Below are 13908 nucleotides of genomic sequence, written 5' to 3'. Positions count from 1 at the left end.
AGGATGGACAAGAACACGAAGGATTTACCTTGGCAGACGAAAACAACACCAACACCCCGGAAGACGGCGGGTCGAGCAATGACGACCAGCTCAACGGGCTGGACAACAACCGCGAGCCGTTGAGCCCGCAGGAAGCCGACAACACCGATTACGGCCTGATGAAAGGCCAGCGCGTCCAACCGATTGATTTGCAGCAGGAAATGCGTGAATCCTACCTCGCCTACGCGCTGTCCGTCATCGTGGAACGTGCGTTGCCGGACGTGCGTGACGGCATGAAGCCGGTCCACCGTCGCGTCATCTACGCGATGTATGACGGCGGATACCGCCCGGATCGCGGCTATAACAAGTGCTCCCGCGTCGTCGGCGACGTCATGGGCAAGTACCATCCACACGGCGATGCCGCCATCTACGACACGCTCGTGCGTATGGCTCAGCCGTGGTCCATGCGCTACCCGCTTGTGGACGGCCAGGGCAACTTCGGCTCCCCTGGCGACGACCCGGCAGCCGCCATGCGTTACACCGAATGCCGTATGGCTCCGCTCGCCATGGAAATGGTGCGCGACATCGACAAGGACACCGTCGATTTCGTGCCCAACTACGACGGCAAGACCCAAGAGCCGACTGTGCTTCCGAGCCGTTTCCCGAACCTGTTGGTCAACGGTTCCGCCGGCATCGCCGTCGGCATGGCCACCAACATTCCGCCGCACAACCTGCGCGAAGTGGCAGACGGCGTGCACTGGGCGCTCGATCACCCGGAAGCGAGCCGCGAGGAGCTGCTCAACGCGCTGATTGAACGGATCAAGGGACCGGACTTCCCGACCGGCGCGACCATTCTCGGCCACAAGGGCATTGAGCAGGCATACCGCACCGGCCGAGGCCTGATCACCATGCGGGCCGTGGTCAACACCGAGGAAATCAACGGGCGTATGTGCCTGGTGGTCACCGAACTGCCGTATCAGGTCAATCCGGACCGTCTGGTCGTCTCCATCCGCGAGGCGGTGCGCGACGGCAAGATTCAAGGCATTGCCGACATGCGCGACGAGACCTCCGGCCGTACCGGCCAGCGCCTGGTGCTCGTGCTCAAGCGCGATGCGGTCCCCAAGGTCGTGCTCAATAACCTGTACAAGCATTCCCAGCTGCAGCAGACCTTCGGCGCCAATATGCTCGCCCTGGTCGACGGCGTGCCTCGCACGCTTAGCCTGGACGCGTTCATCCGCCACTGGGTCTCACACCAGCTCGACGTCGTCGAACGCCGTACCCGGTATTTGAAGCGTGAGGCCGAAGAGCGCGATCACATCCTGCAGGGTTATCTCAAGGCCCTCGACATGATCGACGAGGTCATCGCCCTCATCCGTTCCTCCAAGGACGTGGACACCGCCCGTGAAGGCCTCAAAGACCTGCTGGACGTCGATGACGTGCAGGCGGACGCAATCCTCGCGATGCAGCTGCGCCGCCTCGCCGCCCTCGAACGGCAGAAGATCCTCGACGAACACGAGGAATTGCAGCGCAAAATCGCCGATTACAACGACATCCTCGCCAAGCCGGAGCGCCAGCGCCAGATCGTGGGCGACGAGCTCGACGAAATCGTCGAGAAGTACGGTGACGACCGCCGCACCCGCATCCTGCCATATTCGGGCGAGATGAACGTCGAAGACCTGATCGCCGAGGAAAACGTGGTCGTGACGGTCACCCATTCCGGCTTCATCAAGCGCACCAAGGCCGACGAATACCGGGCCCAGCACCGCGGCGGCAAGGGCATCAAAGGCACCAAGCTGCGCGAGGATGACGTGGTAGACCACTTCTTCCTCACCAGCACGCACAACTGGCTGCTGTTCTTTACCAACAAGGGACGCGTATACCGGCTCAAGGCCTACGAGCTGCCCGAGGGGTCGAGGGATTCCAAGGGCCAGCATGTGGCTAACCTGCTGCAGTTCGCCCCCGACGAGACCATCCAGGCGGTGCTGTCGATTCCGAACTACGAGGTCGCCAAGTATCTGGTGCTCGCCACACGGTCCGGCAAGGTCAAGAAAACCAGCCTCGCCGAATATGATTCGCCTCGCCAAGGCGGCCTGATCGCCGTGCGATTGGCTACTGACCCCGAAACTGGGGAGCCGACCGATGAGCTGATCGGCGCCGCGCTGTGCAACCCGGAGGACGACATTATCCTCGTCTCTAAGCACGGTATGAGTCTCAAGTTCCGCGCGGATGACGAGCAGCTGCGTCCGATGGGCCGCCAGACCGCCGGCGTGCAGGGCATGAAGTTCCGTGACGGCGATGAACTGCTGTCCATGGACGTCATCTGGGGCGACAGCGACAAGGATCTGTTCGTGGTCACCAACGAGGGCTTCGCCAAGCGCACGGCCATCAGCGAATATCGTCTGCAAGGCCGTAACGGCTTCGGCGTCAAGGCCTTGCAACTGGCGGAAGGTCGCGGCTCGCTTGTCGGTGCGCTCGTGGTCGGCGAAGACGACCAGGTCATGGCCATCATGAAGTCCGGCAAAGTCATCCGTTCGGATGTGTCCGAAGTCAAACGGACAGGCCGAACCACGCAGGGCGTGACCTTCGCCAAGCCCGACAAGGGCGACGAAATTCTCGCCATCGCGCGCAACGCCGAGAAGGATGACGATGATGAGGACGACCAGACCGATGCCGATCAGCATGATCAGCATGATCAGCACTCGGATGAGGCCACGGCCGCACAAGGCGCGCAGCAGTGAACTGACGGCGGGCCGTGTCGGAATACCATGGCGCGGCCCGTCGGATAGTGTGCAGACCTTGCCGCCAGAGCGGCAATCGTCCCCGAACACTGGTAGGTTCACTAATCAGGCGAAGGCAGTCGGAACGTCCAAGGAGAAACAATGAGCGAATACGTCGACGACGAGGGGCGCCGCGAACCACGCGTAGGCAGGACCGTCTCGAACCAGCCGATCAGTACCGGTAACGAGGCGCCGATGCCGTCTGCGGCGCGTGCAGCGGCCGCGAACAAGCGTCGGCACCATACGCCGCGCGCACGGCGTATGAGCCTGTCCCTGACCCGAGTAGACGCTTGGTCGGTGGCCAAAGTCACCTTCCTGCTCAGTGTGGCCGGGGGCATCATTCAGATTGTGGCGGCGGCGCTGTTGTGGCTGGTGCTGAACATGGCGGGCGTGTTCGACCAGGTCACGCAGATCGTCTCTTCGACAGGCCTTGATTCCAGCGGATTCAACCTCGCCGACGTGCTCTCGCTGAGCACAGTGCTGAGCACAGTGACTATCCTCGCCATCATCGGCGTGGTGCTGTTCACCCTGCTGGCGACGATTTTCGCGCTGCTGTACAACGTGGTCAGCTCGCTTGTCGGCGGCGTCCATGTGACCTTGGGTGACGACTGACGGCCATTCCCTATCATTTGTGGTCTTTTTGGTCAATCAGGGGCGGTTCCGGTACTCCGGGCCGCCCCTGATCGTATATGCGGCCTAGGGTATGCGGCCTAGGGACGTAACGGCTTGTCGGATATCGAGTATTTCCGGCCAAAGGTATTGCCCTGGAAACGTTCCGTCAGGTGATGTATGCGATGATATGCGCGATCGGGTGGAAGGTGTGGGGAAATGGCGGAATCCTTTGGTATCTGTCAGTTTGTGTATGTTCCGGCATACGCAACTTGATGGAAGATGCGGAGGGGTGGCGGAATTCTCCGACATCTGTTGGTTTGTGTATGTCTGGGCATGCGCGACCTGATGGAAGGCGTGGAGGGACGGTGGAGTCTTCTGGTATCTGTCGGTTTGTGCATGTTCCGGCATGCGTGGCCTGATGAAGGGTATGGAAGAATGGCGGAGTTTCCCAGTATTTGTTGGTTTGTGTATGTCTGGGCATGCGTAGCATCGTGTCGGCGGCGCCTATGGTCCGTAGGGCGTTTGTTTCTGGCGTTCGGCGTATGTCCCGGCATACGCAAACTGACACCACCTTGGCGCTATGGCGGCCCTGATTGCGTTCGCGATGGCGGGAAAAACACGGAACGCGGGTTCAATGCCTGCCACGCATACGGTCGCAACCGAGACGCTGCATTGTATGGTCACCTTGCGCGGAATGCTCCCGACACGCCTACGGCCGCAGCGTTCCTCGGAACACGTGATTGCTCAAACTACTGGCGGGACATGCCGACGGCGAACGTCATCGTGCCCTGCGTAAGATGACCGAAGAGCAGGTCATACGAACAAGGAGGCGATCATGTCGGATACCGGACAGCCCCCAGTGTCCCGCGTCCCGGATGATGCGGCCGCAACGGAAGACACCTCTGCGGCGGTATTGCCGGACAGCGCATTGACCACTCGGACGGCATCATCTTCGATGGGATCATCCTCGAAAGATCCTCAGGCCTCCTACTCCTACGTTGACCCGTGGAAGCCTGATTCTGTGCTCGAAGGGTATCAACAGGCCACCGTCCACCTCGGTGAGGACGCCGAGGGCGAGATTGTGGCAACCTTCGTGCGCAAGGACCCGTCGAAACTCACCTTGCAAGAACGGTGGCGGCGCTGGCATTTCAGCGTGCGCGGCCATCGTCTGGCCATCATGTACGTGCACGGGTGGAACGACTATTTCTACCGCCGGCACGCATCCGAATACTGGGAATCGCTGGGAATCCCCTTCTACGCCGTGGATTTGCGCAAATTCGGGCGATCCTACCGTCCCTACCAGACCCCCGGGTATATCGAGGATCTGCATGAATATCGTCTGGAATTCAACGCCTTGCGTGACCAGATCGTCAAAGAGCAAGGCAAGGATGTCCGCATTCTGATGATTGCCCACTCCCAAGGCGGACTGAGCGCTTCACTGTGGGTCAACACCGAACGTCCCCACCATGTTGAGGCACTCGCGCTGAATTCCCCTTGGCTTGAGTTGCAGGGCAACCGCATGTTCCGCTTGCTGTCCACGCCGGTCGTGCAAGTGTACCGGCTGCGCGGTGGCAAGACCGTCATGCCGATGCGTGACCCGGGATTCTACGCCCGGTGCATCAAACGGTCGACCGGAGGCGAATGGGACTATCTTGACCACCCGCTCAATCCGGGGGTTGAGTTTCTCACGCGGGCAGGCTGGATGCAGGCAATCTACAACGGGCAGGACGAGATCGCGAAGAATCTCGACATCCAAATCCCGGTCCTTGTGTGCACTTCGGACAAGTCGATGATGCTGCAATCCACATGGGATGAAGGCATGCGCGAAGCCGACAGCGTGTTGGACATCACCGCGATCCGTCAGGCGGCGCTGCATCTGGGTGATGTGGTCGCGCTGGCGACGATTCGCGGCGGTTTGCATGATTTGAGTATGTCCAAGCCGGATGCGCGGCGCAAGTATTTCCGCATCGTCACCATGTGGGCGTCGATGATGGCGTGGCGGCGTGTCATTCCCGCCAAGTGGGTGGATGAAGCTTTGGCGAAACTCTGATTTCTTCGCGAGCCTCGCTCGTCGGCATGTTCTCAGGAATCGCCATGCCGCTTGAAATAAATCCCCCAGCCCTTGCGCTAGTGTTGTTGCACGATGAGTATCGTAACCCTGTACGCCAAGACCTTCGGCACACCGCTGCTGATTGCGCTGTTGCTCTGGCCGTTCATTTCAGCGTTCCTGACCCTGCCGATTCTGGCGCTGCTCTATCACCATGAGCATCGTCTGCGGTTCGCCTCGACCATCGGCTCGTATCTGAGCGTGCTGTATGTGGTCGGTCTGCTCACTTTCACGCAGTACCCGATGCCGGATGAACCGGACCGATATTGCGCCACGCACCATCTTTCGCCGCAGCTCAACCCGCTTGAATTCATACAGGACGTCGCCACCGGCGGGGTATCGGCGGTGATGCAGCTGCTGCTCAACATCGTGCTGTTCATGCCGCTCGGATTCCTGCTTATGCGGTTCCTGCGGCGCAATATCGGTCATACCGTCATCGTCGGTTTTCTGCTGTCACTGGCAATCGAATTGACGCAGCTGAGCGGATTTTGGGGTATTTACCCGTGCTCGTATCGGCAATTTGACGTCGATGACTTGCTGACCAACACCTTGGGTGCTCTCGTCGGGTACGGCATCGCGAAACTGTGCGACCGGCGGTGGCCGCAAAAACCGGTTGACCGGGCGGAAATCAACCACCGGCCCGGCATTGTGCACCGCGGGGTGACCTTCGCGATTGACATGATTATGGTCACTTTGGGATACTATCCGCTGGGCATCGCCATGGTGTGGCTGTTCCATGCGCTCGCCAAACCGCTGCCCGATGGGACGTTCCAGCTGGCAGGCGCCATCGTGCACGTCGAATCCCTGAATATCGTAGTCACCGTACTCGGCATGGTGTCGTTCCTCGTGTTCGAATTGTGGATTCCGGCGGCGCATCGTGGGCAGACGCTCGGCGGCATGTTCACCCACATGAGTATGGAAACCCGTGAACGCCACGGGTGGCGACGAATGCTGTTCTATGCGATCCGCACGGCGATTATCGGTGGATGGTTCCTGCTCACGCTGCTGCAGAAGGATACACACAGCGGGTTGCTGGTCATTGCGGTCGTGGTGTTTGCGCTGATATTCAAGCAGATGCCTTGGGATTACGCTCCGGGTGACTCCGAATCGGGGCACGCGGATGCTGATGACGTCGGCGATGCCGGCGATGCTCACGGCACTGTTTGTACTACTGACGGCACTGTTGATACTACTGACGGCACTGCTGGTACTGATGGCGCTGCTGTCACTGCCCTCACTGAGAACGTCGTCAACGCACCGGCACCGCCCATATCCCAGAACCGGCAGCAGTGAAATCGGCACAATAGCGGGAAAATCGGCGATTTTGGGGCAGGAACCCGAATGAAAATTCCCGCTGTCTGTTGCGTCAGACGACCTGCCGGCGCAGACAGACAGCGGGGAACGTGTCAGAAGATGCCCTGTGCGACCATGGCGTTCGCGACCTTGACGAAGCCGGCGGCGTTCGCGCCCAGCATCAGGTCGCCCTCACGGCCGTATTCCTTCGCGGCGTCCAGAGAGTTCGCCACGATATCCTCCATGATCTGCTTGAGCTTGGCATCGACCTCGTCGAAGGTCCAGCTCAGCCGATACGAGTTCTGGCTCATCTCCAAGCCGGAAACGGCCACGCCGCCCGCATTGGCGGCCTTTGCTGGGCCGTATAGCAGCTTCGCGCCCTGATACACGGCGATTGCCTCCGGCGTGCTGGGCATATTCGCACCTTCGCACACGACCGTGCAGCCGTTGTCCACCAGCGTACGGGCGGATTCGCCGTCAATCTCGTTCTGTGTGGCGCACGGCAGCGCGATATCGCACGGGACGGTCCACACGTCACGGCAGCCCTCATGGTATTCGGAACCGGGCACACGATTGGCATATTCCTTGATACGGCCGCGATGGCCGAGCTTGATGTCCTTGACCACGTCGAGGTCAATGCCCTGGGGGTCGTAGACATAGCCGTTGGAATCGGAGCAGGTGACGACCTTCGCGCCCAGACGCTGCGCCTTCTCAATCGCGAAGATCGCGACATTGCCGGAACCGGAGACCACCACGGTCTTGCCCTGGAAGGAATCGTTGCGCAGCACGCGCAGCGCCTCCTGCGTGTAGTAGCACAGGCCGTAGCCGGTCGCTTCGGTGCGTGCCAGCGAACCGCCGAATTCCAAGCCCTTGCCGGTGAGCACGCCGGAATATTCGTCGCGGATGCGCTTGTACTGGCCGAACAGATAGCCGATTTCGCGGGCACCGACATTGATATCGCCGGCCGGAACATCGGTGAACTGGCCGATATGACGCTGCAGCTCGGTCATGAACGCCTGGCAGAAGCGCATCACCTCGCCATCGGAACGGCCCTTCGGATCGAAATCGGAACCGCCTTTGCCGCCGCCCATCGGCAGGCCGGTCAGGGAGTTCTTAAGGATCTGCTCGAAGCCGAGGAACTTGATGACAGACTCGTTGACCGTCGGGTGGAAGCGCAGACCGCCCTTGTACGGGCCGATTGCGGAGTTGAACTGCACACGGTAGCCGCGGTTCACCTGGACACGGCCTTCATCATCCATCCATGCGACGCGGAACTTCACTACACGCTCCGGCTCGACGAACCGTTCCAGCACACCGTTGCGCTCATATTCCGGATGCTTGGCGACAACCGGTTCCAGGCTTTCGAACACCTCGCGAACGGCCTGCAGGAACTCAGGCTGGTCGCCGTCGCGGCGTTCCACTTGCGCATATACGCGCTTGACATACTCTTCAGTGAGCATAGCTCTCCCCTCATTGGTCGGGTTATTGATAAGACGGTTTTATTTTAAGCGCGGGTGCATGGACCGGCAAGACCATAGATGCTGCGTTCCGCCCCTTGGACAGGCGGCAGACGACGATTCCGGCGCGACTACCAGGCAAATCGGGCTTTCTCAGGCGTGTCGCGATGCCGATTCATGGATGCCGGACGGTACGATACCAAGCAGAGCTGTTTTAGCCCCACGTCGACTGCATCTTCCTTGGCGGACGCCGACGGCGTGCCACCTGTCGGACCGGCATGTTCGATGCCGGCGGACGGACAATCATCCAAAGCCGGCCAGTATGGCCGTCAATCGACAATGACAATCAACAATCGTATGAATCGAGAATAAGAATGATAGACGGATTCAAGAAATTCATCGCACGCGGCAACATGATCGACATGGCTGTCGGCGTGGTGATGGGCGCCGCGGTCACTGCCGTGGTGAACTCCATCGTCAACAACCTGATCAACCCGCTCATCGCCATGATCTTCGGCAAACCGAATATGGACGGCCTGCTCGCGTTCACCTTCAATGGCGCGACTGTGTCCTTCGGCGCGATTCTCAGCGCGGTGCTGAACTTCCTGATTGTGGCGGCGGCCGTGTACTTCTGCATTCTGGTGCCGATCAACAAGCTGCGGGATATGTCCGAGGCGTTGATCGCCAAGGCAAAGGGTGAGGAAGATGCCAAGGCCAAGGAAGAGCAGGAAAAGAAGCTGGGCAGCGAGGAAGAGACCGTGCTGTTGCTGCGCGAAATCCGTGACCAGCTTGCCAAGCAGGGCGGCGACAACACCTCTGACATGCCATCCGGCGTGCGCTGACACCCGAATCCCGACGCCCGGAACCCGACCTTCCCAAACTGTCTGCGCCTGCGTGCCCGTTTGCGTAGCTGGTTTGTGGGGAGGCAGGGAATGCAATAATCCCCGGAACTCTGCTGATTTCAGGGTTCCGGGGGTTTGTTGTGGAGCTAGCCGGGTTCGAACCGGCGACCCTCTGCTTGCAAAGCAGATGCGCTACCAGCTGCGCTATAGCCCCATGTGAAAAAAAGAGCGGCTCGCAGGCCGCTTAATTTTTCGACGTGGGCCCGGGAGGACTTGAACCTCCGACCTCATCCTTATCAGGGATGCGCTCTAACCACCTGAGCTACGGGCCCGATCCGCACGCTAAAAGCGCACAAGCAGATATAGTACCATATTTGACACTTCCGTCAACCCACGGGTATCCGGCGTGTCGTTGTGTGCGGAATGCGGTACCGCTCGCACTTCTTCGGTTTCGACTACGCTGATGGGCATGTGTGGACGATTCGCCGCGGAGCTTGATTACCCAGAGATTGCGCAGATGCTGCACGCGCAACCATCCGCCGGATTGCCCGGGAAATCATGGAATGTCAGCCCCACGCAGACTATCGCCGTCATCGGGCAGGACGCGCATGGGGGCAATCACCTCGCATCCGCCTACTGGTCACTCATTCCGCCCACCGCCGAATCAAAGAAACTCCCCTACCCCACGTTCAACGCCCGCATTGAATCAGCGCTCGATAGGCCGACCTTCGCACAGGCCGCGCGGCATAATCGCGCGATCATTCCCGTATCCGGCTACTACGAGTGGATGGCGGAACGCAAACCCTACTACTTCCATGCCAAAGACAATCGGCCGTTGCTACTGCTGGGGCTGTACTCCTGGTGGCTATCTAGGGAACGGGCGAATGCCACCTGGCTACTCACCGCAACCATTTTGACGCGCGACGCGGTCGGTATCGCCGCCCAGGTCCACGACCGGATGCCAGTGCTCAGCGATCCGCAACACGCGCAGGAATGGCTCAATCGCAGCGTTTCTGGAGACAAGATTCTCCCCGCGGCATCTGCGTATGGGGCTCGGCTGTCGCAGTCATTGCTCGCAAGTCATGAAGTCGCGCCATTGCATGGCGATGGGCCGGAACTCACCGAGCCGTATGATGAGATGATGCTGCGCTTCTGATAGCCGGACTATAGCGTCCACCGGCTCTGTGGCCGCATGCAGGAAGCAGAAAGGACCATGCCGTGACCTACCGACGCCGCACATCAAGACGCGTCACTTCGACGGACATCATCGATATCGGCGGGATGACGGTCACGGTGATTCGCAAGCCGATTCGCAACATGTATCTGCGCGTCCAGCCGCCGAACGGCGACATCCGGGTGACGGCGCCCACGCGGATATCCACGGAGGCCATCGAGACATTCGTCAGCACGCGCAAGACGTGGATTCGCGCGCAGCAACGCAAAATCCAGCGGATGCAACATGACACGATGCGGCTCGTCGGTGGAGCGACGGGCGAGGAGCACCCGGAAAACCAACCGCAGCAGCTGAACAATCAGGCGGGAAGACAACCAAGCGTGGGTGAGCCGGATTCATCCGGAATCGGTAGTCCTAATATCGGCAACCGCAACATCGGTAGTCATGACTCCGCGACCGTGTGGACTGCCGATGTACAGCGGCGTGCCCGCCAATCGCTCGAACGGCAGCTTCCGGCGCTGCTGGATCATTGGACGCGCGTGATCGGGCGTTCGCCGACACGAATCACTTTCCGTATCATGCGGTCGCGATGGGGGTCATGCACCCCGGCGACAGGGCGGATTCGGCTCAATCTTCAGCTGGGACTCATGGAACCACGGTTCCTTGAGTATGTGCTGGTCCATGAGATGACCCACTTGTGGGTGGGCGGCCACGGGTCACGGTTCCAGCAGTTGATGGACCGGTTCCTGCCAGGCTGGCGTGATCTGCGCCGTGAGCTCAACCGTTACGCCGTGCTGTGAGATTGCGAAGGCAATCGATAATAGCTCCGATAACAGGAAATCTATCATGTTAGCGAATAATTCTTACATGTTAGAATTATGTAAGCGAGCAAGGCCGGGGATGATGACTAGGGCGGCATATGGGCCGGTTACGTATGCCAATGCATGCATGACTTGATAGAACCTTGTCGTTGGCTGCGGTGTTCGATGGGATTCGAGGCGTTGTGCATGCCCAGACATACAGAATTGACCGCATTGGCCTCTTGAGAAAGGGTCCACGGCGTAACTGGCTCATCGTGTATGTCGGGGCATACGTGGACCGGCATGGTGCGTATGTCCGGAACATGCCGCAGCCTGCCGTTCCCTCCAAATCCTGATTCATCGCTGTATCGATGCGTCGCTGATACCACGCCTACTCTCATCATGGCCCAGCCATGCTATAAGAATCACGATGTTCTTATACATCCATATCGGTTCAGCGGGCTGCCGTATCGCTGTCGTGCGATTCGCCGGTATCCGCCGCGGCCTTTCCACTATCGGCGATATCCACATGGTCGGGCGAGCCACTTTTGCGTACGTCGATGGTCTCAATCCGCCGCCCGTCGACTTTCGTGACAATCATGTCGTAGCCATCATCGGAGTGCAAAACATCGCCCACAGCGCCCATTTTTCCGGTGTGCGCGAGGAAATACCCGGCGACCGTCTCATACGGGCCGTCTTCGAGCTCGATACCGGTCAGATCGGCGAAATCCTCAATGGTCATGCCGCCGTCAATCGTCGCTACGCCGTTGACGAACGCGGTGTCCGGCGCGGTCTTGCCGTCCTTGGTTTCCGGCAGATCATATTCATCGTGGATATCGCCGACTAGCTCCTCGGTCATATCCTCGAGGGTTACGATGCCGTCCGTACCGCCGTATTCATCAATGACCACAGCGAGGTGGATACCGCTCTTGCGCAGCAGCTCAAGGCTGGGCAGCAGCTTCGACGTACCCGGCAGGGAGATACCCTCACGGGTGATATCCGCCACGGTTTTCGCATGCGGGTCGCGTACATCCAGCAGGTCGCGTACGTGTACGAAGCCAAGCACATCGTCGAAATCCTTGCCGGTGACCGGGTAACGCGAATATGGCATTTCGCGCACGTAGGCGGCGGCATCCTCGATGGTCATATCGCCCTCGAGGAAGATGACATCGGCACGTGGCCGCATCACCTCGGCCACAATCGTTTCTGACGCGTCGAACACGTCATCCAGAATCGTGCGTTCGTCCTTGCCGAGTCGTGTATTGGTGTTGACCAACACGCGCAGCTCCTCGTCTGAAACCTCGCTTTCCGTCTCGTTCGGGTCGAAGCCAAGCAGACGGACCAAGCCGTTCGTGTTCTTGCCGATTAGCCAGATAATCGGCTTGCAGATCTTGGCGAACACGTCAATCGCCGGCACGACCGCGCGGGCGATCTGCTCGGTGCGCTGCATGGCGATGCGTTTCGGCACCATTTCGGAGATGACGATCGAGCAGTACGAAATAATCAACGTCAACACGATAGTGGTCACCGGAGCGGCGATATGTTGCGGAATGCCCCAGCTGACCACGACAGGCACGATCATCGGGGAAATCGCCGATTCGCCGAACGATGCCGACAGGAATCCGGATAGGGTGACGCCCAGCTGCACTGTGGACAAGAAGGTGTTCGGATCGCGTGCGATGCGTGCGACACGTGCCCCTCGCGCGTCCTCCTGTTCCATCTGGTCGAGCTGCGAACCGCGCAGGCTCACCAGAGCCAGCTCAGTGCCCGAAAACACCGCCCCGAGCACGAGGAAGATGAAAATCAGCAGGACGTTCAACCACAATGACGACATACTTCCACTGTAGAAGATGCGCCGGTCAAGGTGATACGGGAGCGGGCACGCTGCCGGCGTGGAAAACCGGTAGCGCGCACGGGGTCGTCTGCGGGTGCGGTCAGAAGCTCAATACCTCCACGAGCCCGGTGTCCATGCAGTAGCGTGCGCCGACGATTATCAGCCGCTCATCCGCCAACGCCTGCTGGATCGGTTGCGAGCGATCCACCAATTCCTCGATGGTGTGGGCGATATGCACGCGTTCGATATCTTCGCGGTCTCGCAATTGCGCCTCATACGCCTGCAATACAGACGGGCCGACCGACCGCACGATCGGGGATTGCGCCTCAGGGAGCAGATTTTCCAAGGATTCTTCCAGCTGGTCTTGTGCATCCTGTGCCGCTTGCGCGTCATCCATCGCTTCGATGTCATCGATGATGGAAGCCAGCGATTGCGCGGTTTCAGAAGAATTATCGCCGTGCCTCACACGCGATGCCAGCACGCCAAGCTGCTGCTCCGCGGCTTGGACGGCGCCGCAATGCTGATGCCCGAGAATGACCAGCAGACTGACATGCAGCTTGTCCACGGCGTATTCCAGCGAGGCGAGCACGCTGTCGTCGATAATCTGCCCGGCGGTGCGGACAGTGAACATGTCGCCGAGACCGGCGTCGAAGATGATTTCCGGCGGCACCCGGGAATCCGAGCAGGACAGCACGGCCGCGTCGGGGCGCTGGGAATCGACGAGGGATTCGCGGGTTTCACGGTCCTGCCAAGCGTGTGTCATCTTGCCTTGGGCGAAACGCCGATTGCCGGCCAGCAGACGGCTCCACGTGGAGGTTGCGGTCGGTTCGTGTTGGACGTCGTCGTCATTGAATGTCTGGTCTGCCATGTGGCCTCCTGCCTGTGATGTGCGTTGCCATCGTATCGCGGATTGCGCTATGCCGTGGGCTGAGCGGTTTCGGCGCGGTACATCTGGGCGGATGTCGGTACAACACTGACGCTGCGTGACGGACAATGCTGTGCGACGGACGGCACTGTGTGACGGACAACACAC

10 protein-coding genes and 2 tRNA genes are annotated in these 13908 nt (G+C 60.0%); 7 read left to right on the top strand and 5 right to left on the bottom strand.

The window, feature by feature from the left end:
• Window positions 1-29 precede the first annotated feature (29 nt).
• The 4 genes from gyrA to ACI38B_RS03610 all read left to right on the top strand — a co-directional run bounded on the left by gyrA (window position 30) and on the right by ACI38B_RS03610 (window position 6768).
• Complete coding sequence (gene gyrA / locus ACI38B_RS03625) at window positions 30-2717, top strand: DNA gyrase subunit A (protein WP_439729562.1); 2688 nt, start codon at window positions 30-32, stop codon at window positions 2715-2717.
• 141 nt (window positions 2718-2858) lie between these two features.
• Window positions 2859-3368: a DUF3566 domain-containing protein gene (locus tag ACI38B_RS03620; RefSeq protein WP_015449541.1), complete on the top strand. Its 510-nt coding sequence runs from the start codon at window positions 2859-2861 to the stop codon at window positions 3366-3368.
• Window positions 3369-4203: 835 nt separating this feature from the next.
• Window positions 4204-5418, top strand: a complete 1215-nt coding sequence (locus ACI38B_RS03615) for an alpha/beta hydrolase (RefSeq protein WP_439729561.1) — start codon at window positions 4204-4206, stop codon at window positions 5416-5418.
• Window positions 5419-5511: 93 nt separating this feature from the next.
• Window positions 5512-6768, top strand: coding sequence for a VanZ family protein (locus tag ACI38B_RS03610; RefSeq protein ID WP_439729560.1), 1257 nt, complete (start codon window positions 5512-5514; stop codon window positions 6766-6768).
• A 113-nt stretch (window positions 6769-6881) separates the two neighbouring features.
• Here ACI38B_RS03610 and gdhA read toward each other — a convergent pair whose 3' ends face one another.
• Window positions 6882-8228, bottom strand: coding sequence for an NADP-specific glutamate dehydrogenase (gene gdhA, locus ACI38B_RS03605; protein ID WP_439729559.1), 1347 nt, complete (start codon window positions 8226-8228; stop codon window positions 6882-6884).
• Window positions 8229-8599: 371 nt separating this feature from the next.
• Here gdhA and mscL point away from each other — a divergent pair, with 371 nt between their 5' ends.
• The gene (gene mscL / locus ACI38B_RS03600) at window positions 8600-9067 is read left to right on the top strand and encodes a large conductance mechanosensitive channel protein MscL (RefSeq protein ID WP_439729558.1); all 468 of its coding nucleotides are present in this window, start codon (window positions 8600-8602) and stop codon (window positions 9065-9067) included.
• A 141-nt stretch (window positions 9068-9208) separates the two neighbouring features.
• Here mscL and ACI38B_RS03595 read toward each other — a convergent pair.
• Both ACI38B_RS03595 and ACI38B_RS03590 read right to left on the bottom strand, forming a co-directional pair.
• A tRNA-Ala gene (locus tag ACI38B_RS03595) sits at window positions 9209-9281 on the bottom strand.
• Between the two features lie 44 nt (window positions 9282-9325).
• A tRNA-Ile gene (locus ACI38B_RS03590) sits at window positions 9326-9399 on the bottom strand.
• A 131-nt stretch (window positions 9400-9530) separates the two neighbouring features.
• On the opposite strand from ACI38B_RS03590, the gene ACI38B_RS03585 reads away from it, so the two are divergent.
• Window positions 9531-10223 (top strand): SOS response-associated peptidase, encoded by a 693-nt coding sequence (locus ACI38B_RS03585; protein ID WP_439729557.1) that lies wholly within the window; start codon window positions 9531-9533, stop codon window positions 10221-10223.
• Window positions 10224-10285: 62 nt separating this feature from the next.
• Entirely contained in the window at window positions 10286-11041 is a 756-nt protein-coding gene (locus ACI38B_RS03580; protein WP_439729556.1) for a M48 family metallopeptidase, read from the top strand.
• A 454-nt stretch (window positions 11042-11495) separates the two neighbouring features.
• Here ACI38B_RS03580 and ACI38B_RS03575 read toward each other — a convergent pair whose 3' ends face one another.
• Together ACI38B_RS03575 and ACI38B_RS03570 are read right to left on the bottom strand one after the other, a co-directional pair.
• Window positions 11496-12875 carry a hemolysin family protein gene (locus ACI38B_RS03575; RefSeq protein ID WP_439729555.1) on the bottom strand — a complete coding sequence of 460 codons (1380 nt, stop codon included), beginning with the start codon at window positions 12873-12875 and terminating at the stop codon, window positions 11496-11498.
• 100 nt (window positions 12876-12975) lie between these two features.
• Window positions 12976-13743 carry a carbonic anhydrase gene (locus ACI38B_RS03570; RefSeq protein ID WP_439729554.1) on the bottom strand — a complete coding sequence of 256 codons (768 nt, stop codon included), beginning with the start codon at window positions 13741-13743 and terminating at the stop codon, window positions 12976-12978.
• Between the last annotated feature and the right edge of the window lie 165 nt (window positions 13744-13908).

Source organism: Bifidobacterium sp. (assembly GCF_051876855.1).
Classification (GTDB): Bacteria; Actinomycetota; Actinomycetes; order Actinomycetales; family Bifidobacteriaceae; genus Bifidobacterium.
Note: the sequence above shows the minus strand (reverse complement) of the source record. Positions and strands in the feature narration are given on the sequence as shown.

Bases quoted from the DNA above. Each gene is read 5' to 3' on its own strand.
- ACI38B_RS03620 (WP_015449541.1), top strand. From the start codon at position 2,859: ATGAGCGAATACGTCGACGACGAGGGGCGCCGCGAACCACGCGTAGGC.
- gdhA (WP_439729559.1), bottom strand. From the start codon at position 8,228: ATGCTCACTGAAGAGTATGTCAAGCGCGTATATGCGCAAGTGGAACGC.
- mscL (WP_439729558.1), top strand. From the start codon at position 8,600: ATGATAGACGGATTCAAGAAATTCATCGCACGCGGCAACATGATCGAC.
- ACI38B_RS03570 (WP_439729554.1), bottom strand. From the start codon at position 13,743: ATGGCAGACCAGACATTCAATGACGACGACGTCCAACACGAACCGACC.
- ACI38B_RS03585 (WP_439729557.1), top strand. From the start codon at position 9,531: ATGGGCATGTGTGGACGATTCGCCGCGGAGCTTGATTACCCAGAGATT.
- ACI38B_RS03610 (WP_439729560.1), top strand. From the start codon at position 5,512: ATGAGTATCGTAACCCTGTACGCCAAGACCTTCGGCACACCGCTGCTG.
- ACI38B_RS03575 (WP_439729555.1), bottom strand. From the start codon at position 12,875: ATGTCGTCATTGTGGTTGAACGTCCTGCTGATTTTCATCTTCCTCGTG.
- ACI38B_RS03615 (WP_439729561.1), top strand. From the start codon at position 4,204: ATGTCGGATACCGGACAGCCCCCAGTGTCCCGCGTCCCGGATGATGCG.